Origin of the sequence: Bacillus sp. 007/AIA-02/001 (assembly GCF_004634455.1) — a bacterium.
GTDB lineage: Bacteria > Bacillota > Bacilli > Bacillales > Bacillaceae_G > Bacillus_A > Bacillus_A cereus.
In genome coordinates, this window is sequence record NZ_SEIY01000001.1 from 576,018 (window position 1) to 599,425 (window position 23,408).

Genomic DNA, 23,408 nt, shown 5'->3' on the forward strand with positions numbered 1-23,408 from the left:
ATGGCAAAAGAATATGATTTAGTCATCGTTGGCGGCGGTACTGGTGGATATGTTGCTGCAATTCGTGCATCACAACTAGGGTTAAAAACTGCACTAGTCGAAAAAGAAAATCTTGGTGGTACTTGTTTACACAAAGGATGTATCCCTAGTAAAGCTCTTTTACGTAGTGCGGAAGTATATGCAACTGCTAAAAAAAGCGAAGAGTTCGGAGTTATTGCAAGCAATGTAGAACTAAACTTTGCGAAAGTACAAGAGCGTAAAGAGAAGATTGTAACGCAGCTTCATAAAGGCGTTCAACACTTAATGAAACAAGGTAAAATTGATGTGTTTGAAGGTATTGGCCGTATTCTTGGCCCATCTATTTTCTCTCCGATGCCAGGGACAATTTCAGTTGAACTTGCAAGTGGAGAAGAGAATGAAATGTTAATTCCAAAAAATGTACTTATTGCAACAGGTTCTCGTCCAAATTCATTACCAGGTTTAGAATTAGACGGAGAGTACGTAATGTCTTCAGATCATGCCCTAAAAATGGAAACGCTTCCTAGTTCGATTATTATCGTTGGTGGCGGTGTAATCGGTATTGAGTGGGCATCTATGCTTGCTGACTTCGGTGTAGAAGTTACAGTATTAGAGTATGCAAAAACAATATTACCACTAGAAGATCAAGACGTTTCAAAAGAAATGCAACGTCTATTCAAGAAAAAAGGTATTAAAGTGGTAACTGGTGCAAAAGTATTACCAGAAACATTGGTAAAAGATAATGGAGTAACAATCCAAGCTGAACACAACGGTGAAAATAAAGAATTTAAAGCAGAAAAAATGCTTGTATCTGTAGGAAGACAAGCGAATACGCAAAATATTGGCTTAGAGAACACAGATATCGTTGTGGAAAAAGGATACATTCAAACAAATGAGTTTTATCAAACGAAAGAATCGCATATTTACGCAATTGGAGATGTAATCGGTGGCCTGCAACTTGCTCACGTTGCTTCTCATGAAGGAATTGCTGCAGTAGAACATATTGCAGGGAAAGAAGTTACACCAATTGATTACTCTATGGTATCAAAATGCGTATATAGCAGTCCAGAAGTTGCTTCTGTCGGTTTAACAGAACAAGAAGCGAAAGAAAAAGGCTATAAGTTAAAAGTAGGTAAGTTCTCATTCCGCGCAATCGGAAAAGCACTTGTATACGGAGAATCAGATGGTTTCGTAAAACTTGTAGTTGATGAAGAGACAAATGACATTCTTGGTGTTCATATGATTGGACCACATGTAACAGATATGATTTCTGAAGCGGGTCTTGCAAGAGTACTTGATGCAACACCTTGGGAAGTAGCACATACAATTCATCCGCATCCATCATTATCTGAGGCGATTGGTGAAGCAGCACTTGCTGTAGATGGAAGAGCGTTACACGCATAAAAATGTGGATTTAGGAGGTTATGAAAAATGGCAGAAGTAAAAGAAAAGCGCCATGAAGAGCTTGGCTTAAGTGATGAGCAAGTATTAGAAATGTTCCGTACGATGTTACTTGCACGTAAAATTGACGAACGTATGTGGTTATTAAACCGCGCTGGTAAAATTCCATTCGTAATTTCTTGTCAAGGACAAGAGGCTGCACAAGTTGGAGCGGCGTTCGCTCTTGATAGAGAGAAAGATTATGCATTACCATACTACCGTGATATGGGTGTTGTACTAGCATTTGGTATGACAGCTAAAGAGCTTATGTTGTCTGCTTTTGCGAAAGCTGGAGATCCAAACTCTGGTGGTCGTCAAATGCCTGGTCACTTCGGTCAAAAGAAAAATCGTATTGTTACAGGTTCATCTCCAGTAACAACACAAGTACCACATGCAGTTGGTATTGCACTAGCTGGAAAAATGGAGAAGAAAGATTTAGTAACGTTCGTTACATTTGGAGAAGGCTCTTCAAACCAAGGTGACTTCCATGAAGGGGCAAACTTTGCTGGTGTACACAAACTACCTGTTATTTTTATGTGTGAAAATAACAAATATGCAATCTCTATTCCAGTTGAAAAACAATTAGCATGTAAAAACGTATCAGATCGTGCGATTGGTTACGGTATGCCTGGATATACAATAGACGGAAACGATCCACTTGCAGTATATAAAGCTGTAAAAGAAGCAGCAGATCGCGGTCGTCGTGGTGAAGGACCAACTTTAATTGAAACAGTATCATATCGTTTAACAGCACATTCTAGTGACGATGATGATCGTGTTTATCGTGATAAAGAAGAAGTAGAAGAAGCAAAGAAAAAAGATTCAATTATAACATTCGCAGCTTATTTAAAAGAAGCTGGTGTGTTAACTGAGGAATCCGAAAAACAAATGTTAGACGAAATTATGCATATCGTAAATGAAGCAACAGAATATGCAGAAAATGCTCCGTATGCAGCACCTGAAGATGCATTGAAGCACGTATACGCAGAATAGGGGGGAACGTTTCATGGCTGTAATGTCTTATATTGATGCTATTACATTAGCAATGCGCGAAGAAATGGAACGCGATGAGAAAGTATTCGTTTTAGGAGAAGATGTTGGTAAAAAAGGTGGCGTGTTTAAAGCGACACACGGTTTGTATGATCAATTTGGTGAAGATCGTGCGCTTGATGCACCGCTTGCAGAATCTGCAATTGCTGGGGTAGCAATTGGTGCAGCAATGTATGGTATGCGTCCAATCGCTGAAATGCAGTTTGCTGATTTCATCATGCCAGCAGTAAACCAAATTGTTTCTGAGGCAGCAAAAATTCGTTATCGTTCTAATAATGATTGGACTTGTCCAGTTACAATCCGTGCACCATTTGGCGGGGGGGTTCACGGTGCATTGTATCATTCACAATCTGTAGAAGCGATGTTTGCAAACCAACCAGGTTTAAAAATCGTTATCCCTTCTACACCATATGATGCAAAAGGCTTATTAAAAGCAGCCATTCGTGATGAAGATCCAGTATTATTCTTCGAACATAAACGTGCATATCGTTTAATTAAAGGTGAAGTACCAGAGGATGACTACGTATTACCAATCGGAAAAGCAGATGTAAAACGTGAAGGTGATGATATTACAGTTATCACGTACGGATTATGTGTTCATTTTGCTCTTCAAGCGGCTGAAAAGTTAGCACAAGATGGCATCTCTGCACACATTCTTGATTTACGTACTGTATATCCATTAGATAAAGAAGCAATCATTGAAGCAGCTTCTAAAACAGGTAAAGTTCTTCTTGTAACAGAAGACAATAAAGAAGGAAGCATTATGAGTGAAGTGGCAGCAATTATCGCTGAAAACTGTCTATTTGATTTAGATGCGCCAATCGCACGTCTTGCAGGTCCAGACGTTCCAGCAATGCCATATGCACCAACAATGGAAAAATTCTTTATGGTAAATCCAGATAAAGTTGAAAAAGCAATGCGTGAACTTGCGGAATTTTAATCGGGGGGACTATACATGGCTGTAGAAAATATTACAATGCCTCAGCTCGGGGAGAGCGTTACAGAGGGCACAATTAGTAAATGGCTCGTTAATGTTGGCGATCACGTAAATAAGTATGATCCGCTTGCAGAAGTAATGACTGATAAAGTAAATGCTGAAGTACCATCTTCTTTCACGGGTGTTGTGAAAGAGTTAATCGCTGGTGAAGGTGATACGTTAGCTGTAGGTGAAGTAGTTTGTGTTATTCAAGTAGAAGGCGCAGATGAAGTAGCAGCAACAGCTGTTGAGGAAAAAACTAAAGAAGAATCAAAGGCAGAAGTAGCTACGTCTGAAAAAGCACCGAAAGTAAAACAACCAACTGATGGAAAACCACGTTTTTCACCAGCTGTGTTAAAGCTTGCGGGTGAGCATAACGTTGATTTAGATCTAGTAGAAGGTACGGGAGCAAACGGCCGTATCACTCGTAAAGATATTTTAAAGCTGGTGGAATCTGGAAATATCCCACAAGCAGGTGCGGCGAAGAAAGAGGAAGCTGTAGCGGCAGTAGTAGAAGCTCGCCCAGAAGCACCAAAAGCAGCACCAGTAGCGCAAAAAGTAGAAGCTGCGAAACCAGTTTCTGTACCTACAATGCCTGGAGATATCGAAATTCCAGTAACAGGTGTGCGTAAAGCAATCGCAGCAAACATGTTACGTAGTAAACACGAAGCACCACATGCTTGGATGATGATTGAAGTAGATGTGACAAACCTTGTGTCATACCGTAACTCAATTAAAGGTGACTTTAAGAAGCGTGAAGGCTTTAACTTAACGTTCTTTGCTTTCTTCGTAAAAGCAGTAGCACAAGCGTTAAAAGAGTATCCTCAAATTAATTCAATGTGGGCTGGCGATAAAATTGTTCAGAAGAAAGATATTAACCTTTCTATCGCTGTTGCAACAGAGGAAGAACTATTTGTACCAGTAATTAAGCAAGCGGACGAGAAAACAATTAAAGGCATCGCTCGTGAAATTACAGAACTTGCAGGAAAAGTACGTACGAAATCGTTAAAAGCAGACGAAATGCAAGGTGGAACATTTACAATTAATAACACAGGATCATTCGGTTCTGTTCAATCTATGGGTATTATTAATTACCCACAAGCAGCTATTTTACAAGTTGAATCAATTGTAAAACGCCCAGTAATTATGGATAACGGTATGTTCGGTGCTCGTGATATGGTTAACTTATGTTTATCACTTGATCACCGAGTACTTGATGGTTTAATTTGTGGTAAGTTCTTAGGACGTGTTAAAGAAATTTTAGAAAACATGTCAGAAAATAATACATCTGTATATTAATAAAAAGCTCGCTTATGCGAGCTTTTTATTATCTTATTTCTTCATCTACATCCTACTATATGTATAAATATCTTTCCCAGTAATCTTACAATAAACGATTATGTATTAGGAATTTACGAAAATACATTGCTGATATATGGTATATGGATATAAAATAAGAAAAGAATAATTTTTTTGGCAAATCTTACTGATGAAACTGTAGTATAATATATTGTATTGTATGAAAAAGAGAGTTATTCTATATAAGTGTTTTATAGATAATGTGTAATCAGTCGTCAAAACATGAAGAATGTTGACTCCTGGTTTTTTATTTTTGCCGTAACAATGTTTCAGGAGGATGTCATGAAAAGAAGTACCGAGTTTCTAAAAAGTTTAGATGTAAAATTAATTTTAATTTTGTGTGCACTATGTGTGACGAGTATAGCTGCTATATATAGCAGTCAGCAAACGGGACAGTATGGAGCTGCAAACTTTGCTATGAAACAAGGTGTTAACTACATAATTGGGGTTGTATTGTTACTTCTTGTTGCAAGCATCGACTTAGATCAATTGCAAAAATTATCTTGGCCGCTTTATATTGCTGGATTTGCTTCACTTATTCTTTTGAAAGTATTACCACCATCAGGTTTTACACCTGAAAAATTAGGTGCAAAAAGATGGTTTGTTTTCCCAGTATTTGGGCAAATTCAGCCGTCTGAGTTTTTCAAAATTGCATTGCTACTTGTAGTAGCGAGTATAGCAGTGAAACATAATGCACAGTATATGGCAAGGACATTCCAAACAGATTTAAAGCTAGTAGGTAAAATTATGCTAGTGTCACTTCCACCTATGGCGGTTGTATATAGTCAACCTGATACAGGTATGGTGTTCTTATATGCTGCTGCTATTGCATGTATTTTATTTATGTCAGGTATTCAAAAGAAATTGATAGCATTATGTACAGTTATTCCGTTGACCATATTATCTGCTTTAATATTTATTTTCTTTAAGTATCAAGACTTTTTCTATAATAATTTAGTTACTTTACTAAAGCCTCACCAACAGTCGCGTATTGTAGGTTGGTTAAATCCATTTGAAAATGCAGATCAAGGTTATCAAACACAGCAATCGATTTTAGCTGTAGGTAGTGGAGGAATGGAAGGTAAAGGGTTTGGGGGAGGAAGCGTCTATATTCCAGAGAAGCATACTGACTTTATTTTCGCTACAATTGCCGAAGAAGGTGGATTTATCGTAGCAGCCTTAGTTGTCTTCTTGTTCCTATTACTACTATATCGAACAATTATTATTGGTTATTCCGCTGATAATTTATTTGGTACATTATTATGCGCTGGATCAATCGGTATATTAACAGTTCAAATATTCCAAAACATCGGTATGATCGTTGGATTAATGCCTGTAAAAGGTATTGCATTACCTTTCTTATCGTATGGGGGAAGTTCCTTATTCTCAAATATGATTATGATGGGGCTCATATTATCGGTACGGAAAACGTATAAAAAATATATGTTTTCAGTTAAGTAAAAAAAGCTGGTTCGTTTTTAAACGAACCAGCTTTTTTACATATATGCTCATAAACGTTGCAAACTAAAACAGGATAGCAGTTTGAGACGGGTAAGGAGTGCAAAGTGATGCATATGCATATTTTTGAAGGAGCACGACATCTTTCTAATAGTGAATGGGTTATTCGGGCTATTATAGCATACATATTTTTAATATTAGTTGCGAAAGCGATGGGGCAAAGGTCTATCGCACAACTTCGTTTTTTAGATGTTGTATTAGTGTTATTGCTTGGTGGGAATATTTCTAACGCATTGTCTGATGAAAAAGTAGGGTTACTGGGATCGATGATTACAACGTTCATACTTGTTGTACTTCATATTATAAGCTCAGTTTTAATGCTGAAATGGGATAGATGGAGACGTTTTTTAGAGCCTGCACCTATTATTCTTATACACAATGGTTCCATTAATTTTAGCAATTTGAAAAAGGCGAGAATTACCTTGGAATATTTGTTTTCGGAACTTCGTATGCGAAATGTGAGCGATATTCAAACGATTAAATTAGCATTATGGGAAGCAAACGGTGTCGTTTCTATATTTCGGTATCCAGAATATGAAGCAGTTTCGCGGCTTGATCTTAAAGTGGCGGGAAAAAAATCTCCAGTTTCTTTTGTATTAGTAAAGGATGGGAGGATACAGAAAGATGTTCTTGCATTATTAGGAAAAACAGAAGCGTGGGCGAGAGAATTTCTAGAGGAGAGTACAGAAGTCGAATCTATTATGTTAGCTACAGTAGATGAATCACATAAAATAAATATTTTGTTAAAAAAATGAAAAATATACGCATTTTGTCGTTTCGTACATATGATACAATAGTGTGGACAACGAAAAAGGAGGCGATACGGTGGGATATGTAGAAGAATTACGAAAAATAGTTGGTCATCGCCCTTTAATTTTAGTTGGTGCTGTTGTACTCGTTATAAATGAAAATGGATATGTTTTATTGCAGCAGCGGACAGAGCCGTACGGAAAATGGGGGCTACCTGGCGGGCTAATGGAGCTTAGTGAATCACCAGAAGAAACAGCTTATCGTGAAGTATATGAAGAGACAGGAATAAAAGTGAAGAACTTGCGACTAATCAATGTATTTTCTGGAGCGAACTACTTTACAAAATTAGAAAACGGTGATGAATTTCAATCTGTAACAACCGCCTATTATACGGATGAATACGAAGGGGATTTTGTTATGAATAAAGAAGAAGCAGTTCAGCTTAAATTCTTTTCAGTAACAGAACTACCTGACTATATTGTAGGATCGCATAAAAAAATGATTGCTGAATATATGAAGATTATGGAAAAAAAGATATAATAATAGTGAAAGAAATACAAAAACACAGCTCTGGTTGGTAGTCCAGACGCATGATTTCATGTCAGTAACCTTCCCCTCCGGGATGTCCCGTATTTCTAATCTTTTAAAGGAGGGGCTGTCAATGGATTTGACAGTATATCACGATGGCCAATTTTTTGTTGGAATCATTACATGTAAAGAAAAAGGGAAATTGTATGGGGCGAGGTATATTTTTGGGGCGGAACCGTCAGATGAAGAAGTGCTTATGTTTGTGAATGGTTCACTTTTAGAGCATTTTCAGCACTTTGCAAAATGTGGTGTAGAAGTTAAAGAAAAACAGCGTCCTAAAAACATAAAGCGTATCATACGACAAGCAGCAAAAGAAACAACTATTAAACGTTTTACTAAGGCGCAAGAGGCGATTAGTTTATCTTATGAATTGCATAAACAAGAAAAGAAACTGCAGTCTAAAGAGAAGCGAGAAGCTGAAAAAGAAAGAAGACGTTTAATGAAAGTACAAAAAGCAAAGCAAAAACATCGTGGTCATTAAAGAAAAGGTGTTAGAGCAAGAGCTCTAACACCTTTTCTATACTTAAATACAAGTAAACTTACTTGTATTTCATAAACATTAACTGGTAAGATACAAATAGGTAGTTTTAGAGGAGGGAAAAGAGTGATTAATTTTAACTTTTTTATGAATGATGTTGTCCGCCAAGCGCGTGAAGAGATTGTCTCTGCTGGATATACAGAATTGACGACGCCGGAAGCGGTAGAAGAAGCGTTTAAAAGAAATGGAACAACACTTGTAATGGTAAACTCTGTATGTGGTTGTGCAGGTGGTATTGCTCGTCCTGCTGCTGCGCATTCCGTACATTATGATAAACGTCCTAACCACCTTGTAACGGTGTTTGCAGGTCAAGATAAAGAAGCGACAGCAAGAGCTCGTGAATATTTCGAAGGGTACCCACCTTCTTCTCCATCATTTGCTTTATTAAAAGATGGAAAAATTGTAACGATGGTAGAGCGTCATGAAATTGAAGGTCATGAACCGATGCAAGTTATTGCGAAACTACAATCATATTTCGAAGAGAATTGTGAAGAACTATAAAAAATAAGAGAAAAGGCGGCACGTCCACAATCAAGTGGATGTGCCGCCTTTTTTATTTATTATTAAAATTTCTGAGATATGCATAGTTATGTTATTTTATGCATCATTTTATACATAACAAACAGCGTTTATATTGTTTCGTTATTTATTTTTATTTTATATATTGCATAAAAATAAAAGTGCTGATACAATACAAACATCGAATAAATATTCTATTAAACTTTTAAATATACATTATTAGGGGGAAGAAAGATGAAGAAGTTAGTATCAATATCGTTTGCACTTATTTTAATTGTAAGTATATTCAGCGCTTGTAGTAATGGGGAATCGAAAGAAACAAAAGGAAATAAAAAAGTACTCGTAATGGGAACTTCAGCAGATTATAAACCTTATGAATATGTAGATGCGTCAAAGAGCGATGAAATTATTGGCTTTGATGTTGATGTTGCTAAATATATCGGAAAAGAACTTGGGTATGAAGTGAAAGTGAAAGATATGGATTTTGGTGGTTTATTAGCATCTCTTAGTTCAGGAAAAGTTGATTTCGTAATGGCAGGTATGACGCCAACTGCAGAGCGTAAAAATAATGTTGATTTTACAGATATTTATTTTGTTGCGAAAAATATGGTCGTTTCTAAAAAGGATTCTAACATTAAATCTGTAGAGGATTTAAAAGGGAAAAAAGTAGGGGTACAAACAGGGTCTATTCAAGAAGAGAAAGCTTCAGAATTTAAAAAACAAGTAGATTTCCAAGTTGAGGGACGTGACCGTATACCAGAAATCGTACAAGAAATTAAAGCTGGTCGTTTTGACGCTGCAATTATAGAAGATACAGTTGCTAAAAATTATTTAGAGAAAATGAAAGATTTACAAGGAATTGAAATTAAAGAAGCACCAGAAGAAGTTGGAGCAGCAATTGCCCTTCCGAAAAACAGTGATAAAACAGCTGAATTTAATAAAGTAATTAAAAAAATGCAAGAAAATGGAGAAATGGATAAATTAGTGAAGAAATGGTTTGGCAGCGGAAAATAAGCTGCCTTTCACTTTTCTGTGAGGGGAATGAAAAGAATGAACTTAGATTTTTCGGCGATTACGCCTTCGATACCATATATACTAAAAGGTTTAGAAGTTACTTTGAAAATTGTAGCAGTATCAGCTTTAGCAGGATTTATTTTAGGAACGCTATTAGCACTTTGTAAAATTGCTAGAATACGAGCATTAAATATAGCAGCAGATTTTTATACATCAATTTTTCGTGGTACACCCCTTGTATTGCAATTAATGATTATTTATTTCGGCGTCCCACAAATAATTGGTTATGAAATACCAGCATTCTTAGCTGCTGTACTTGCATTTAGCTTGAATTCAGGTGCATACATGTCAGAAGTAATTCGTGCTGGTATTCAAGCGGTTGATAAAGGACAAACAGAAGCAGCAATGGCTTTAGGGATACCGTACGGAAAAATGATGAGAAATATTATTTTCCCTCAAGCATTAAAAAATATATTACCAGCGCTTGTGAACGAATTTGCGACACTTACGAAAGAATCGGCTGTAGTAACAGTAATAGGCGCGACTGATTTAATGCGTCGTGCTTACATTGTAGGCGGTGAGACATTTAAATATCTTGAACCATTACTTTTTGTTGGACTGATTTATTATATGTTAGTCATTATTCTTACATTAGTCGGGAAGGCAATTGAAGGGAGAATGAAGAAAAGTGATTAAAATTGAAAACCTTCATAAATCATTTGGTAAAAACGAAGTATTAAAAGGAATTACAACAACAATTGAAAAAGGGGAAGTAGTCGCAATTATAGGGCCTTCTGGATCAGGAAAATCAACATTTTTACGTTGTATGAATATGTTAGAAGCACCAACGGATGGTCACATTTGGATTGGGACGGAAGAAGTAACGAATCCGAAAACGAATGTTATGCATGTTCGTGAAAATGTCGGTATGGTATTTCAACATTTTCACTTATTTCCTCATATGACTGTATTAGAAAATATTACGTATGCCCCTATCAATGTAAAAGGGGTAACGAAGCAAGAAGCTGAAAAGAAAGCTGAGAAACTTTTAGAAAAGGTTGGATTAGTAGATAAAAAAGATACGTATCCAAATCGTCTTTCGGGAGGACAAAAGCAACGTGTAGCAATTGCAAGAGCGTTAGCGATGGAACCGGAAGTTATGTTATTTGATGAACCGACATCGGCGCTAGATCCAGAGATGGTGAAAGAAGTGTTAGAAGTTATGAAATCGTTAGTTACGACAGGAATGACGATGGCTATCGTTACACATGAAATGGGCTTTGCAAAAGAAGTGGCAGATCGTGTTCTTTTCTTGGACGGAGGAAAGCTTGTAGAAGATAGTGCGCCAGAAGAATTTTTTGCAGCGCCGAAAAGTGAACGTGCGCAACAATTTTTACAAAAAATATTGTAATATGAAAAGGTTATGTGAATAATAAGTAGAAAAGGATGACATTGTGTCATCCTTTTTTTATACTAGCTGTAAATACGTTTATACATATAGGAGTAATGATATGTTTAAAATTGGATATCGTACAGTAAAAACAGCAATAGGGACAGGTGCGGCAGTTTTTATTGCTCAGTTATTAGGGTTAGAATTTTATAGTTCAGCAGGCATTTTAGTTATTTTATGTGTACAAAATACGAAGCGCAAATCACTTCAAGTGTCGTTACATCGTTTTCTAGCGTGTGTATTATCAATGGCATTCGCGTTTTGTATTTTTGAAACGATTGGCTATACACCACTTGCAATTAGCATATTGTTACTTACATTTATTCCGACTGCAGTAATGCTTAAAATTCAAGAAGGTATTGTCACGAGTTCAGTTATTGTTATGCATCTATATTCATTGAAGCAAATTACATGGCTTATAGTTGGAAATGAAATTGCTATATTAACGATAGGGATTAGCGTGGCGTTATTAGTAAATATGTATATGCCGAGTAGTGAAAATAAGCTAAAAGAGTATCAGGATAAAATAGAGAATAATTTTAAAACGATTTTGTTTGAAATGGTTGTGTATTTACGAAATCGAGAAAGTAGTTGGAGTGGAGCAGAACTCATTGAAACCGAGAATATGTTAAATGAAGCAAGAGATTTATCGTTTAAAAAACTTGAGAATGCATTTATGCGAGAAGATGATTATTACTATCGTTATTTTAATATGCGTATGCAACAATTCGAAATTTTAGAGCGAATGATACCACTAGCAGCTTCTTTATCGTGGACATATGAACAAGCTGACATGATTGCAGATGTTGTTGAAAACATTGGTAATGCTATTAGCCCTGAAAGTACTGGCGTTATTTCCTTAAGGCAGCTTCAAGAAATGAGGGAATTATTTAGAGACATGCCATTGCCAGCTACACGCGAAGAATTTGAGATACGTGCGAAACTTGTTCAACTTGTGTATGAAATGGAACAATATTTACTCATTAAAAGTCGCTTTAAGGGAAAGGATAATATAAAAGAACTTATATAGAAGGTAGGAATTATCTATGCCGTATCTTCTCTCTATCATATTATGTCTTTCTTTATCACCGATTTGGCCTCTTGGGGATAATCCACGTGCCGGAGATCCTTTTATTATTGTAAATAAAGCAACGAATAAATTAGCTTACATTGACGATGGAAAGATTCAAAAGGTTTTTCCGGTAGCGACAGGGAAAACGAATGAATTAACTCCAGAAGGAACTTTTGATGTTGTAATGAAAGCAAAGGATCCGTATTACATTGCGAAGGATATTCCAGGTGGATCGCCAAAAAATCCACTTGGGTCAAGGTGGATTGGATTTAATGCAAGAGGAACTGATGGAAGTAAATATGGAATACATGGAACAAACCAACCGAGTTCAATTGGAAAGTATATTTCACAAGGGTGTATAAGAATGAAGAAAAACGATGTGGAATATTTGTTTGATCGCATTCCAATTGGAACGAAAGTATGGATTGTGAAATCGAAAAAATCATTTCAGCAATTGGCAAAAGAAAAAGGAGCCGTTGCATATGAAAAAGCCAACGAAAAGGGTGGCTTTTTCTATTATAATAAGTTGTCTTGACATGTGTACATAACCGTGCGTTAATGAGAGTATAGAAAGATAAAATTAGATAAAGGGGTTGCTCATATGTACTTGAATCCAAAACTTTCGTATATGCAGTTTTTTATGGGATTTCTATTTGTTATTACATTCATATTGGCAACTTTTAATATATGTTCTTATCTTGTAGCGATTGTATGTATGGCATTACTTAATCTCACTTTTGTTATCGGGGCATTTCAGCAGAAACAATATACAAGTTTTGTAATAGCGCTTGTAATGTCATTTTCCTTTAGTATTGTAGCGATTGTGTTTTATATAAAATAAACCATCTCGATGTCGAGATGGTTTATTTTGTTATGTGTAAAAAGTAAAAAAAGGACGAACACATCGCCCTTTTTACCAAAACATACTCGCGCCAGCAAGTAATGTTGTTACAAGCATAGAAATTAGCATCACATAAACCATAACTTTTTGAGCTTTTTTATGCATCGTTATACCTCCTTGCAAATCAGTACAATTTCATTGTAACGAGAAATGAAATTATGGACAAGGGGAGAGTGAGGACAAAATTCGGGAGGGGATTGCAAAATATAACAGGAAATTTGAGAGTGTGTAGAGAATATAGTAAAAGGGTATATTGTTAATTTTTAGTTGGGCAAGCTGAAGAATGGAGATACGATGATGAAAATATACGAAACAGATCGTTTATACTTAAGGGAAATTGATGAGTCGTATGCTGAAACAGTTCTTCAATATTACGACAGAAATCGTGAATTTTTAAAAGCTTGGGAAGAGTATAGACCGGATGATTTTTTTACGCTAGATTATCAAAAGAAAAAGTTGCAAAAGGATAGAAAAGAGTTCGAAGAAGGGAAAATCATCAGACTATGGATTTTTAAAAAGGGTGATGATACGAAAATAATTGGGTGTATTTCATTTAATTTAATCGTTCGTGGCATTTATCAATCTTGTGTACTCAGTTATAAATTAGATAAAGCAGAGTTAAACAAAGGGTATACGACAGAAGCGCTTAGAAAAGCAATTCAAGTTGCTTTTGGGGAATTTCAGTTACATCGTATAGAAGCTCCGATTATGCCTCGTAATTTAGCATCTATACAAGTAGTAACGAAGATAGGTTTTCAATATGAAGGCGTATCTAGGAAGATGTTAATGGTAAATGGCGTGTGGGAAGATCATATGCGCTGGGTATTGTTAAATGAGTAATAGAAAGCAGATGGTTATCTAGACATGTAAACCATCTGTTTTTTGTCTTGTATTTCGAAACTTTTGCGAAATTCTGTTATAATTAATAGTGTTACATACATAATGGTAGTGCAGGAGGCGCAGTCTTATGATTAATCAAGAACGTTTAGTAAATGAATTTATGGAATTAGTACAAGTAGATTCTGAAACGAAATTTGAAGCAGAAATCTGCAAAGTATTAACGAAGAAATTTACAGATTTAGGTGTAGAAGTATTTGAAGATGACACAATGGCTGTAACTGGTCATGGTGCAGGTAACTTAATTTGTACTTTACCAGCAACAAAAGATGCTGTTGATACAATTTACTTTACTTCTCATATGGATACAGTAGTTCCTGGTAATGGAATTAAGCCTTCTATTAAAGATGGATATATCGTATCAGATGGTACAACAATTTTAGGTGCGGATGATAAAGCTGGATTAGCATCAATGTTCGAAGCAATCCGTGTTTTAAAAGAGAAAAATATCCCTCATGGTAAAATTGAATTTATTATTACAGTCGGAGAAGAATCAGGTCTTGTTGGTGCAAAAGCATTAGACCGTGAGCGTATTACAGCGAAATATGGCTACGCATTAGATAGCGATGGAAAAGTTGGTGAAATCGTTGTTGCAGCTCCAACACAAGCGAAAGTGAACGCAATTATTCGCGGGAAAACAGCTCACGCTGGTGTAGCGCCGGAGAAAGGTGTATCTGCAATTACTATCGCAGCGAAAGCAATTGCGAAGATGCCACTTGGTCGCATTGACTCTGAAACGACTGCAAATATTGGACGTTTTGAAGGTGGTACACAAACGAATATCGTTTGCGATCATGTACAAATCTTTGCAGAAGCTCGTTCTTTAATCAATGAGAAAATGGAAGCACAAGTTGCGAAAATGAAAGAAGCATTTGAAACAACTGCAAAAGAAATGGGCGGGCATGCAGACGTTGAAGTAAACGTTATGTACCCAGGATTTAAATTTGCTGATGGTGATCATGTTGTAGAAGTTGCAAAACGTGCAGCTGAAAAAATTGGTCGTACACCTTCTCTTCACCAAAGTGGTGGCGGAAGTGATGCAAACGTAATTGCAGGACATGGTATCCCAACAGTTAACTTAGCAGTTGGTTATGAAGAAATTCATACAACAAACGAGAAGATTCCTGTTGAAGAATTAGCAAAAACAGCAGAATTAGTTGTTGCAATTATTGAAGAAGTAGCGAAGTAATGGAATAGAAAAAGCGTGTAAATCAATTGTGATTTACACGCTTTTTATTTTGATTCGATTGCTTTGACAAGACGTATAAGCCAATATAAGAAAACCTATGGAAGTATATACGTTGTTGCTACATGTACTAGACGAAGGAATAATCCTAACGTATTCATATTGAAAATCGGAAGTAGTAAATAATTAATTGCAATGATTAATATAACTACAAGGAATGTATAATTGAGTTTATCCCGCTATTTGCCGGACAGTAAGCCCCCCCACCTCAAAATTCAGCGAAAGTAAAGAATTTAGGTGAGGGCTGATTAAAGTTTCACTTTATTAGTTGATCTCATCATAATCAGACCCTTTCACATATATATCCTCTTTATATCGATTATAAAAAAGAACAAGTAATTATTATAACTATTGTGCAAAATTTGATATAATGAAAGAACGAACGTTCTGATTAGGGAGTGAGTACTATGCGAGAAATGTATCCGAAAAATGGTCGTGTTATTTTACATGTAGATATGAATTGCTTTTTCGCATCTGTTGAAATTGCTCATGATCCATCATTACAAGGAAAGCCATTAGCGGTTGCTGGAAATGAAAAAGAGAGAAAAGGAATTATTATAACATGTAGTTATGAGGCGAGAGAATACGGAATACGTACGACGATGCCCCTTTGGGAAGCGAAAAGGTTATGCCCGCAATTAGTTGTAAGGCGTCCTAATTTCACATTATATCGCGAAGCTTCATTTCAAATGTTTCAAGTCCTTTCCCGTTTTACAGAAAAGATACAACCAGTCTCAATAGATGAAGGATATTTAGATATTACAGATTGCTACGCACTTGGTTCGCCTCTTGAAATAGCAAAGATGATTCAACAAGCACTATTAACAGAGTTGCAGCTTCCGTGTAGTATCGGAATTGCTCCAAATCTTTTCCTAGCAAAAACAGCTTCTGATATGAAAAAACCTCTCGGTATTACCGTACTTCGAAAACGTGATATTCCAGAAATGATTTGGCCACTTCCAGTTGAAGCAATGCATGGGATTGGAGAAAAAACAGCTGAAAAATTAAATGAAATTCATATACATACAATTGAACAGTTAGCGAAGGGAGACGAGCATATCATTCGCGCTAAAATTGGGAAGCACGGTATTGATTTGCAAAAGCGTGCAAAAGGTACGGATGATAGGGAAGTGGATCCGAGTCAAATGGGCCAACATAAAAGTGTCGGTAACTCGATGACTTTTTCAAAGGATATGGATGAAGAGAAAGAATTGCTTGATATGTTAGAACGTTTATCAAAATCAGTGAGTAAAAGATTACAAAAGCGAACCCTTGTCAGCTATAATATTCAAATTATGATTAAATACCATGATAGGCGAACAGTAACACGGAGTAAGCAATTGAAAAATGCAATTTGGGAAGAACGCGATATTTTTCAAGCAGCATCCCGTTTATGGAAGCAACATTGGGATGGTGATTCCGTTCGTTTACTAGGTGTTACAGCTACTGAAATAGAGTGGAAGACAGAATCGGTGAAACAATTAGATTTGTTTTCATTTGAAGAGGATGCGAAAAAAGAGCCACTACTTGCTGTCATTGATCAAATTAATGATAAGTATGGAACACCGATTTTACAACGAGGTAGTCAACTACTACGTAAGCAAGAGAAGTCGTTTCAACAAAAGTTAGAAAATAAGTTTATGTAGAAGGTGTCATGAAGTAGTAAAATCATGACACCTTTCCTATTATACAGGCACCAAGTGATACGAGAGCATTTGTCCGTAACCCAGCCATTCGGTGTCTCCATTGTCTTTCCATTCCAATGCAAGCTCCTACAATAATTGCGATAACTAATCTGAATACAATGTCGTACCATACCATCATGGTCACCTCCATATATAAATATGTGTTATGTTTTTTAGAATGAGCGGGGAATACCCACTCATTCTTATTTTTACAACCAGCTATGAAACTTTTTAATATAAAGCTTTTTTAGGAACTGTGTTAAAAAAGCGTAGCCTAATAGTATTCCTACTAACCAAGGGAAGTAGTTAAGTGGCAATGCTTGCAAACCAACGGCTGCACCAAGTGGTGAGAATGGAATATAAATCCCGATTGCCATAATAAGAGCGGTTAATAAAACGACTGGTGTTGATGCAGTGCTTTGAATAAATGGAATCTTTTGTGTTCTTATCATGTGAACAATTAAAGTTTGTGTTAACAATCCAACGACAAACCAACCGGACTGGAATAATGATTGCTCGCTCGGTGTATTTGCACCAAATACATTCCACATGACTACGTATGTGATAATATCAAATACGGAACTAATTGGGCCGATACAAATAATGAAGCTTCGTAAGTTTGCAGTATCCCATTTTCGTGGTTTTTCTAGAAACTCTTTATCCATTTTGTCCCATGGAATAGAAAGTTGTGAAATATCATAAAGTAAGTTTTGAATTAAAAGATGAATGGCAAGCATCGGTAAAAAAGGAATGAAAGCACTTGCTACTAACACGCTAAACACATTACCGAAGTTAGAGCTAGCTGTCATCTTAATATATTTTAAAATATTTCCGAATGTAGTACGTCCTTCTAAAATACCTGCTTCTAATATAGTTAAACTTTTTTCGAGTAGAATAATATCGGAAGCTTCTTTCGCAATATCAGTAGCAGTATTAACAGATATTCCGACATCAGCTTCACGTAATGCTACAGCATCGTTAATGCCGTCTCCCATGTAACCTACAGTGTGTCCATTTCCTTGTAATGCGTGTATAATACGAGATTTTTGCATTGGATTAAGCTTCGCAAATACAGTCGTTTCTTCAGCAAGTTTTGCTAATGCTTTATCTGGTAAAGAATCAATCTCGTAACCGAGGATTGGTTCGCCGATATCTAATCCAACTTCTTTACAAACCTTTCTTGTAACAATTTCGTTATCGCCAGTTAAAATTTTCACTTGTACACCATGTTTTTGTAATGCTTGAATTGCAGCTGCTGCAGATGGTTTCGGTGGATCTAAAAAGCCGATATATCCACTGAGAATCATATCAGTTTCGTCTTTTACTGCGTACTCTGTATCATTTATTCTTCTATCTTTTTTATAAGCCACAGCAATAACCCGCATACCTTCACTATTTAGTGTCTCACTTAGTTTTTTGACATTTGAACGTATTTCCTCGGTGAGTGGAACGATTTTTTCATCCACTTCAGTGTAGTTACAAATTGATAAAATTTCTTCTACGGCACCTTTACAAACCATTGTATGTTCACCTGAAATATCCTTTACGATAACTGACATACGCCGGCGGGCGAAATCGAATGGAATTTCATCTAGCTTTTGAAAAGCTGATGGATTAAATTTATTGTTTTCCTCTGTATGCTTAATAACAGCTTTATCTATTAAATTTTTCAATCCAGTTTGATAGAAACTATTTAAATAGGCAAATTGCAAGACGCGATTGCATTCATTTCCCTTGGGATCTAAGTGACGAACAAGGACCACTTTATCTTCTGTTAAAGTTCCGGTTTTATCTGTACAAAGAATGTTCATAGCACCTAAGTTTTGAATAGAATTTAGCTGTTTTACAATTACTTTTTGTTTAGACATGTTAACGGCACCTTTAGCTAAATTAGCAGTTACAATCATTGGTAACATTTCAGGTGTAAGGCCAACAGCAACGGCAATAGCGAAGAAGAAAGCTTCTTGCCAATCTCCTTTTGTGAATCCATTAATGAGAAGGACAATAGGTGCCATAATAAGCATGAATGTAATTAAGAGCCAGCTTACTTTGTTTACACCTTTATCAAAGCTTGTTTCTACACGCTTTCCAATTACCTTATTTGCTAAAGAGCCGAAATACGTATCGGTACTTGTTGAGATGACAACAGCTTTTGCGCTGCCACTTACAATATTTGTTCCCATGAAACAAAGGTTTTCCATATCGAGTGGATTGTAATTTTTTTTCATGTTTTTCGGTAAGATATGCTTATTTTCTATATGGTAGCAGTGTTCGTATTTTTCTACAGGAAGTGCTTCCCCTGTCAAAGAAGATTGATTAACAAATAAATCTTTAGCGGATACAACACGCACATCAGCTGGAACGATATCACCAGCTGAAAGGGAAATAATATCGCCAGGTACAAGTTCCTCAATTGGAATTTCTGTTGTGTAATTTCGGTTTAAATTCTTTACATTTTTTGTTTCATGTACAAATCCATTTATTCTAAATACGCTCGCAGTTGTTCGAACCATAGCTTTTAACTTATCGGCAGCTTTTTGAGAACGAAATTCTTGGGAAAACCGAATCGTTGCACTAAGTAGGACCATTACAGATACGACAATCGTTCCTTGCATATCATCTGTGAAAAAGGAGAGTGCTCCAAGAGCTAATAAAACGAAAATAAATGGATTTTTAAATGCCAATAGAAATTGAATGTACCACGGCGCCATTTTATTATGAGCTATTTCATTCGGACCATATAAAGAAAGTCTACGAGACGCTTCTTGTTTAGATAATCCATCTTGTGTTGTTTCTAAAAGTTTTAACGCAGAGCTTACATCTTGTGTTGCAACCTCCACTAATAATTCGTTATTTGTTTTCATGCTATCTTGCTCATAAGCATGCTTTGTTTCTTGTCTTTGTAAATTAAACATCGGTAGTTCCTCCTCTGTCATGAAGGAGGAAACAATCTGTTACCTAACTATTTGAAATGGTGAGGAACAGTTTCTTTCCTACCTACATGATGAAATATGAATGTAAAACGTATGGGTATCTGGGCCGAATCATCAATTGCCAACTGTTCCTCACCTCCGTACAATTTAGTAATTTCTGAATATGCTATGTTTGTTTCATAGTAAGGTGCATATAGACGTAAAAAGACCTTTACTCAAAACGAGTAAAGGTCTGAATTCGCAGTTAAAAGAGTCCACAACAAAGACTGTTAGTAGACATAAATAAAAACAGTTTTTGTGTATGACAAAATACATGCACCTCTCCCTCGTTGAGTTTTAGCACTGTATAGCATAGGTACTGAAACCAGCTACGTTAAAAAAGGCCTTCATTCCGACCTTTCCTGTTGACCCATTGGCGTCTCTCGACATTTTTGGGCAGCAGCGTTTCTCTATACAGGAGCCTCACCTAACAGAGACCATATTCAATTACATGTTGATGTTAGCACTGTAAAATCGTAGTGTCAATATCTTTTTTATCTGTGTTTTTAAAATATTAAATGGATTTATAATAGATATATGGGATGAAATGCATGATATTGATTATAAATAATATGGAAAATAAATATTTTTATAAAAGGGGAATTTGTAATGGTACCACAAAATTTTATTATAAATATTGAGAATCAAAAATGGTTGTTTAATGAGCAGGAAGATTTATGTTCTCATGGAGAAATATATTTAAATATGGCTGGAACGATTATTACGCAGGCAGGTATGGATGAGGAATGGGGAATAAGTGAATCAGCTTTAGCTTTGTTACGAACTTTAGATAAAGAATATATTTGTGATATTGAAAATGAAGAGGGGCTTATTTTGCACGGATGTGGCACTATGCTAATGTTAGGATGCCCAATTTCAATTCATTGGACTATAAACCATATAGGTAAAAACGTGATTTTAAAGGACTTTGTCAAAGTTATTTCTACTGATCAAAAGGCTATCTACTATGAAGGGCTTCATATAGAATTGAATGAAAATGAATATAGAAGACAAATTGTTTCTTTTGCATTACAAGCAAAAGAATTATTTAATAAATCAAGTGACAAGATAATTTTAGATGAGTTTGATCAAAGGATGTATACAAACTTTTGGACGGAATATGACGATTTACTAAATAAGTATAAATAAAAAAGCACTGTAACCAGTGCTTTTTTATTTATAGATTACGAGATTGTAGGGTTTTCAAAAATAACAATCTCTGAACTGTTTGTAGTTGAAACACGTTGGGCGTAATATGTTAAAGCTGAAGAAATATATGCTGGTAACGTATCATTTGTATGTGATGTTGTATATTCATGGATTAATTCCTTTAAAGTTGTCCATTCTAATTGTGCTGGGTGATCAGACACGAAAGAACTTACCCAGCGATCAAATGAAGATGAAAAATCAGTTTGTAAACGAAATACTTCTTTCATAATAAAACGCTCCCTTAAAATGTAGTATAATCATTTTACCATAAAACACGAACGATAGCTAATTTTTTTAAGTATAATGTTCGTGTTATATAGTTGTCTAGATGATTGGTTATGTAAATTCAATTTGCCATTTGAAATAACATTCCGTAAGATGAGAGATAGAGTATATTTAGAGCTGGAGGAAAGAAAGTGGAATTTGTATTTTTAGGAACTGGTGCAGGTGTTCCTTCAAAAGGAAGGAACGTTTCAGCAATTGCTTTACAATTGTTAGAAGAACGAGGACAAACTTGGTTATTTGATTGTGGCGAGGCCACGCAACATCAAATATTACATACATCTGTACGTCCGCGCCGCATTGAAAAAATATTTATTACGCATTTACATGGCGATCATATTTTTGGATTGCCTGGTTTATTAGGTAGCCGTTCATTTCAAGGAGGAACTACGCCTTTAACGGTGTATGGACCGAAAGGAATTAAACAATTTATTGAAGTGGCATTATCGGTAAGTACGACACATGTGAAATATCCACTTGAAGTTGTGGAGATAACAGAAGAAGGTACCGTATTTGAAGATAATGAATTTTATGTAGAAACGAAAAGATTGTCACACGGTATAGAATGTTTTGGATATCGTATTGTAGAGAAAGATATACAAGGTGCTCTTTTAGTTGATAAGTTACTTGAGATGGGTGTGAAACCAGGTCCAATCTTTAAACGTTTAAAAGATGGTGAAGCAGTTGAATTAGAGGATGGCACGATATTAAATGGAAATGAGTTTATCGGCCCACCTCAAAAAGGAAGAATTATTACTATCTTAGGTGATACGCGATATTGCGAAGCGAGTAGGGAGCTTGCGCAAGATGCAGATGTACTTGTCCATGAAGCGACTTTCGCAGCAGAAGATGAGCAACAAGCGTATGATTATTTTCATTCTACATCTAAGCAAGCTGCGAGCATTGCACTTCAGGCAAATGCGAAGCGACTAATATTAACTCACATTAGTTCTCGCTATCAAGGAGATACATATAAGGAATTATTGAAAGAGGCTAGAGAGTTGTTTTCTAATACAGAAATAGCAACGGATTTGAAATCATTCCCAGTAGAAAAATGATAATTTTATAAAAAATGGTAACGGCGGGTTACCATTTTTTTTTGTCTAAAAAAATTTAAAAATAAAACTGTTATTATTTTATACTTATACTTGGATGATACAGAAAATTAGGATGGTTTGAATATATAGGATAAAAATACGAAATAATGATTATTTAGAAAAACTGTTATATAAGTCAGATGACATACAAGTGATACAAATAGCAGAAACGGACTTTTATTCAGAACTTTTAAAATTCAACAAAAGTAAGCGTTTTATAAAAAACAAGCTATAATGAGGGCAGATTATAATTTATGATAAGTCACATGTATTTTAGTCATTATCGTAACAAGTGAAGTTGACTAAATCATGAGAGAGTAACACGAGAATTATAATAGGAAAGATATTACTATTATTTGTCATAAGTCTTTTTCACTTTTTAGCTAAACGATATGATTAGCGAGTGTATCTATTGCAAGTTCCTTAGTTGAAGCTTTTTATTAATAAGGTGGTGGAGATTTAATTGGTATACCACTCTTTAAAAGAGTTCAGAACATCAGCAGGTAGTCTAGGTGGAATAGCAGGTGCAAATTTAGTTGCATTAGCAATGGTTATATCACTTGTTTATGCTATGCTTGCAATGGCTTCTGTGTTAAACTTTGGATTGCTACCAGACTTTATTGTGGATTATCTTGTATCATTTTTAAATGAAAATAATGCTAAGATTCTTATGTATTATGATAACTGGTATTATTTCAGGTTATATTGGATTACTTTTATTCAAAAACTATCCAATTCGTATAGCAGAACAAATTCGTGGTACAACTGGAAAAGCGACAGATGTAGCAGCTTAATAGAATAGTAGAATAAATTTTTTTCATAGAGGT

The 23,408-nt window shown here is 35.7% G+C and carries 24 protein-coding genes, 1 pseudogene and 1 riboswitch; of the genes and pseudogenes, 21 read left to right on the forward strand and 4 right to left on the reverse strand.

The window, feature by feature from the left end; all coding sequences use genetic code 11:
* From lpdA to ES895_RS03200, 15 genes are all read left to right on the forward strand, one after another.
* The gene (lpdA, locus tag ES895_RS03130; protein ID WP_001051289.1) at positions 1-1,422 is read left to right on the forward strand and encodes a dihydrolipoyl dehydrogenase; all 1,422 of its coding nucleotides are present in this window, start codon (positions 1-3) and stop codon (positions 1,420-1,422) included.
* A gap of 27 nt (positions 1,423-1,449) precedes the next feature.
* Entirely contained in the window at positions 1,450-2,451 is a 1,002-nt protein-coding gene (gene bfmBAA / locus ES895_RS03135; RefSeq protein WP_000852551.1) for a 3-methyl-2-oxobutanoate dehydrogenase subunit alpha, read from the forward strand.
* Positions 2,452-2,464: 13 nt separating this feature from the next.
* A complete protein-coding gene (gene bfmBAB, locus ES895_RS03140) occupies positions 2,465-3,448 on the forward strand; it encodes a 3-methyl-2-oxobutanoate dehydrogenase subunit beta (protein WP_000290071.1) in 984 nt (327 codons plus the stop codon).
* Positions 3,449-3,463: 15 nt separating this feature from the next.
* Positions 3,464-4,783 (forward strand): dihydrolipoamide acetyltransferase family protein, encoded by a 1,320-nt coding sequence (locus ES895_RS03145; RefSeq protein WP_000257681.1) that lies wholly within the window; start codon positions 3,464-3,466, stop codon positions 4,781-4,783.
* A 342-nt stretch (positions 4,784-5,125) separates the two neighbouring features.
* Positions 5,126-6,304, forward strand: coding sequence for an FtsW/RodA/SpoVE family cell cycle protein (locus ES895_RS03150; RefSeq protein ID WP_000831181.1), 1,179 nt, complete (start codon positions 5,126-5,128; stop codon positions 6,302-6,304).
* Positions 6,305-6,411: 107 nt separating this feature from the next.
* Positions 6,412-7,116: a DUF421 domain-containing protein gene (locus ES895_RS03155; protein WP_000550964.1), complete on the forward strand. Its 705-nt coding sequence runs from the start codon at positions 6,412-6,414 to the stop codon at positions 7,114-7,116.
* A 70-nt stretch (positions 7,117-7,186) separates the two neighbouring features.
* Positions 7,187-7,651, forward strand: coding sequence for an NUDIX hydrolase (locus ES895_RS03160; RefSeq protein WP_000542555.1), 465 nt, complete (start codon positions 7,187-7,189; stop codon positions 7,649-7,651).
* A 121-nt stretch (positions 7,652-7,772) separates the two neighbouring features.
* Positions 7,773-8,180, forward strand: a complete 408-nt coding sequence (locus ES895_RS03165) for a YjdF family protein (protein ID WP_000366585.1) — start codon at positions 7,773-7,775, stop codon at positions 8,178-8,180.
* A gap of 144 nt (positions 8,181-8,324) precedes the next feature.
* The gene (locus ES895_RS03170; protein WP_001979317.1) at positions 8,325-8,738 is read left to right on the forward strand and encodes a BrxA/BrxB family bacilliredoxin; all 414 of its coding nucleotides are present in this window, start codon (positions 8,325-8,327) and stop codon (positions 8,736-8,738) included.
* Positions 8,739-8,990: 252 nt separating this feature from the next.
* Positions 8,991-9,770, forward strand: coding sequence for a transporter substrate-binding domain-containing protein (locus tag ES895_RS03175; RefSeq protein WP_000737676.1), 780 nt, complete (start codon positions 8,991-8,993; stop codon positions 9,768-9,770).
* 36 nt (positions 9,771-9,806) lie between these two features.
* Complete coding sequence (locus tag ES895_RS03180) at positions 9,807-10,466, forward strand: amino acid ABC transporter permease (RefSeq protein WP_001046915.1); 660 nt, start codon at positions 9,807-9,809, stop codon at positions 10,464-10,466.
* Positions 10,459-11,181 (forward strand): amino acid ABC transporter ATP-binding protein, encoded by a 723-nt coding sequence (locus ES895_RS03185; RefSeq protein WP_000590202.1) that lies wholly within the window; start codon positions 10,459-10,461, stop codon positions 11,179-11,181. The genes ES895_RS03180 and ES895_RS03185 overlap by 8 nt, the downstream gene beginning before the upstream one ends.
* Before the next feature lie 100 nt (positions 11,182-11,281).
* Positions 11,282-12,250 carry an aromatic acid exporter family protein gene (locus tag ES895_RS03190; protein WP_000472665.1) on the forward strand — a complete coding sequence of 323 codons (969 nt, stop codon included), beginning with the start codon at positions 11,282-11,284 and terminating at the stop codon, positions 12,248-12,250.
* Between the two features lie 16 nt (positions 12,251-12,266).
* Entirely contained in the window at positions 12,267-12,827 is a 561-nt protein-coding gene (locus ES895_RS03195) for a L,D-transpeptidase (RefSeq protein WP_001146565.1), read from the forward strand.
* A gap of 66 nt (positions 12,828-12,893) precedes the next feature.
* Positions 12,894-13,133 carry a DUF3894 domain-containing protein gene (locus tag ES895_RS03200; RefSeq protein WP_000281167.1) on the forward strand — a complete coding sequence of 80 codons (240 nt, stop codon included), beginning with the start codon at positions 12,894-12,896 and terminating at the stop codon, positions 13,131-13,133.
* A gap of 72 nt (positions 13,134-13,205) precedes the next feature.
* Here the strand turns inward: ES895_RS03200 and prli42 are convergent, their stop codons facing one another.
* Positions 13,206-13,298, reverse strand: a complete 93-nt coding sequence (prli42, locus tag ES895_RS29150; protein WP_000549040.1) for a stressosome-associated protein Prli42 — start codon at positions 13,296-13,298, stop codon at positions 13,206-13,208.
* 189 nt (positions 13,299-13,487) lie between these two features.
* On the opposite strand from prli42, the gene ES895_RS03205 reads away from it, so the two are divergent.
* From ES895_RS03205 to ES895_RS03215, 3 genes are all read left to right on the forward strand, one after another.
* Positions 13,488-14,033, forward strand: coding sequence for a GNAT family N-acetyltransferase (locus tag ES895_RS03205; protein ID WP_001987197.1), 546 nt, complete (start codon positions 13,488-13,490; stop codon positions 14,031-14,033).
* Between the two features lie 127 nt (positions 14,034-14,160).
* A complete protein-coding gene (locus ES895_RS03210) occupies positions 14,161-15,279 on the forward strand; it encodes a tripeptidase T (RefSeq protein WP_098218197.1) in 1,119 nt (372 codons plus the stop codon).
* A gap of 464 nt (positions 15,280-15,743) precedes the next feature.
* Positions 15,744-16,982 (forward strand): DNA polymerase IV, encoded by a 1,239-nt coding sequence (locus tag ES895_RS03215; protein WP_001208856.1) that lies wholly within the window; start codon positions 15,744-15,746, stop codon positions 16,980-16,982.
* Between the two features lie 40 nt (positions 16,983-17,022).
* Here the strand turns inward: ES895_RS03215 and ES895_RS03220 are convergent.
* Together ES895_RS03220 and mgtA are read right to left on the reverse strand one after the other, a co-directional pair.
* Positions 17,023-17,157 (reverse strand): annotated as a pseudogene (locus tag ES895_RS03220) (MgtC/SapB family protein); the annotation flags it as partial.
* A 73-nt stretch (positions 17,158-17,230) separates the two neighbouring features.
* Positions 17,231-19,936, reverse strand: a complete 2,706-nt coding sequence (mgtA, locus tag ES895_RS03225; protein ID WP_135238159.1) for a magnesium-translocating P-type ATPase — start codon at positions 19,934-19,936, stop codon at positions 17,231-17,233.
* A gap of 331 nt (positions 19,937-20,267) precedes the next feature.
* Positions 20,268-20,435: riboswitch (M-box (ykoK) riboswitch) on the reverse strand.
* A 167-nt stretch (positions 20,436-20,602) separates the two neighbouring features.
* On the opposite strand from mgtA, the gene ES895_RS03230 reads away from it, so the two are divergent.
* Entirely contained in the window at positions 20,603-21,142 is a 540-nt protein-coding gene (locus ES895_RS03230; RefSeq protein ID WP_000249056.1) for a hypothetical protein, read from the forward strand.
* Between the two features lie 35 nt (positions 21,143-21,177).
* Here ES895_RS03230 and ES895_RS03235 read toward each other — a convergent pair whose 3' ends face one another.
* Positions 21,178-21,429: a DUF3932 family protein gene (locus ES895_RS03235; RefSeq protein WP_000665709.1), complete on the reverse strand. Its 252-nt coding sequence runs from the start codon at positions 21,427-21,429 to the stop codon at positions 21,178-21,180.
* Between the two features lie 189 nt (positions 21,430-21,618).
* On the opposite strand from ES895_RS03235, the gene rnz reads away from it, so the two are divergent.
* Both rnz and ES895_RS03245 read left to right on the forward strand, forming a co-directional pair.
* On the forward strand, positions 21,619-22,542 hold the full coding sequence (gene rnz, locus ES895_RS03240) for a ribonuclease Z (protein ID WP_000397453.1): 924 nt from the start codon (positions 21,619-21,621) through the stop codon (positions 22,540-22,542).
* Between the two features lie 556 nt (positions 22,543-23,098).
* On the forward strand, positions 23,099-23,383 hold the full coding sequence (locus ES895_RS03245) for a hypothetical protein (protein WP_048567782.1): 285 nt from the start codon (positions 23,099-23,101) through the stop codon (positions 23,381-23,383).
* Positions 23,384-23,408: the final 25 nt, after the last annotated feature.

What these genes read in the sequence shown, in the direction of transcription:
- lpdA (WP_001051289.1), top strand. Translation starts at nt 1, where the DNA reads ATGGCAAAAGAATATGATTTAGTCATCGTTGGCGGCGGTACTGGTGGA.
- bfmBAA (WP_000852551.1), top strand. Translation starts at nt 1,450, where the DNA reads ATGGCAGAAGTAAAAGAAAAGCGCCATGAAGAGCTTGGCTTAAGTGAT.
- bfmBAB (WP_000290071.1), top strand. Translation starts at nt 2,465, where the DNA reads ATGGCTGTAATGTCTTATATTGATGCTATTACATTAGCAATGCGCGAA.
- ES895_RS03145 (WP_000257681.1), top strand. Translation starts at nt 3,464, where the DNA reads ATGGCTGTAGAAAATATTACAATGCCTCAGCTCGGGGAGAGCGTTACA.
- ES895_RS03150 (WP_000831181.1), top strand. Translation starts at nt 5,126, where the DNA reads ATGAAAAGAAGTACCGAGTTTCTAAAAAGTTTAGATGTAAAATTAATT.
- ES895_RS03155 (WP_000550964.1), top strand. Translation starts at nt 6,412, where the DNA reads ATGCATATGCATATTTTTGAAGGAGCACGACATCTTTCTAATAGTGAA.
- ES895_RS03165 (WP_000366585.1), top strand. Translation starts at nt 7,773, where the DNA reads ATGGATTTGACAGTATATCACGATGGCCAATTTTTTGTTGGAATCATT.
- ES895_RS03170 (WP_001979317.1), top strand. Translation starts at nt 8,325, where the DNA reads ATGAATGATGTTGTCCGCCAAGCGCGTGAAGAGATTGTCTCTGCTGGA.
- ES895_RS03175 (WP_000737676.1), top strand. Translation starts at nt 8,991, where the DNA reads ATGAAGAAGTTAGTATCAATATCGTTTGCACTTATTTTAATTGTAAGT.
- ES895_RS03180 (WP_001046915.1), top strand. Translation starts at nt 9,807, where the DNA reads ATGAACTTAGATTTTTCGGCGATTACGCCTTCGATACCATATATACTA.
- ES895_RS03190 (WP_000472665.1), top strand. Translation starts at nt 11,282, where the DNA reads ATGTTTAAAATTGGATATCGTACAGTAAAAACAGCAATAGGGACAGGT.
- ES895_RS03195 (WP_001146565.1), top strand. Translation starts at nt 12,267, where the DNA reads ATGCCGTATCTTCTCTCTATCATATTATGTCTTTCTTTATCACCGATT.
- ES895_RS03200 (WP_000281167.1), top strand. Translation starts at nt 12,894, where the DNA reads ATGTACTTGAATCCAAAACTTTCGTATATGCAGTTTTTTATGGGATTT.
- prli42 (WP_000549040.1), bottom strand. Translation starts at nt 13,298, where the DNA reads ATGCATAAAAAAGCTCAAAAAGTTATGGTTTATGTGATGCTAATTTCT.
- ES895_RS03205 (WP_001987197.1), top strand. Translation starts at nt 13,488, where the DNA reads ATGATGAAAATATACGAAACAGATCGTTTATACTTAAGGGAAATTGAT.
- ES895_RS03210 (WP_098218197.1), top strand. Translation starts at nt 14,161, where the DNA reads ATGATTAATCAAGAACGTTTAGTAAATGAATTTATGGAATTAGTACAA.
- ES895_RS03215 (WP_001208856.1), top strand. Translation starts at nt 15,744, where the DNA reads ATGCGAGAAATGTATCCGAAAAATGGTCGTGTTATTTTACATGTAGAT.
- mgtA (WP_135238159.1), bottom strand. Translation starts at nt 19,936, where the DNA reads ATGTTTAATTTACAAAGACAAGAAACAAAGCATGCTTATGAGCAAGAT.
- ES895_RS03230 (WP_000249056.1), top strand. Translation starts at nt 20,603, where the DNA reads ATGGTACCACAAAATTTTATTATAAATATTGAGAATCAAAAATGGTTG.
- ES895_RS03235 (WP_000665709.1), bottom strand. Translation starts at nt 21,429, where the DNA reads ATGAAAGAAGTATTTCGTTTACAAACTGATTTTTCATCTTCATTTGAT.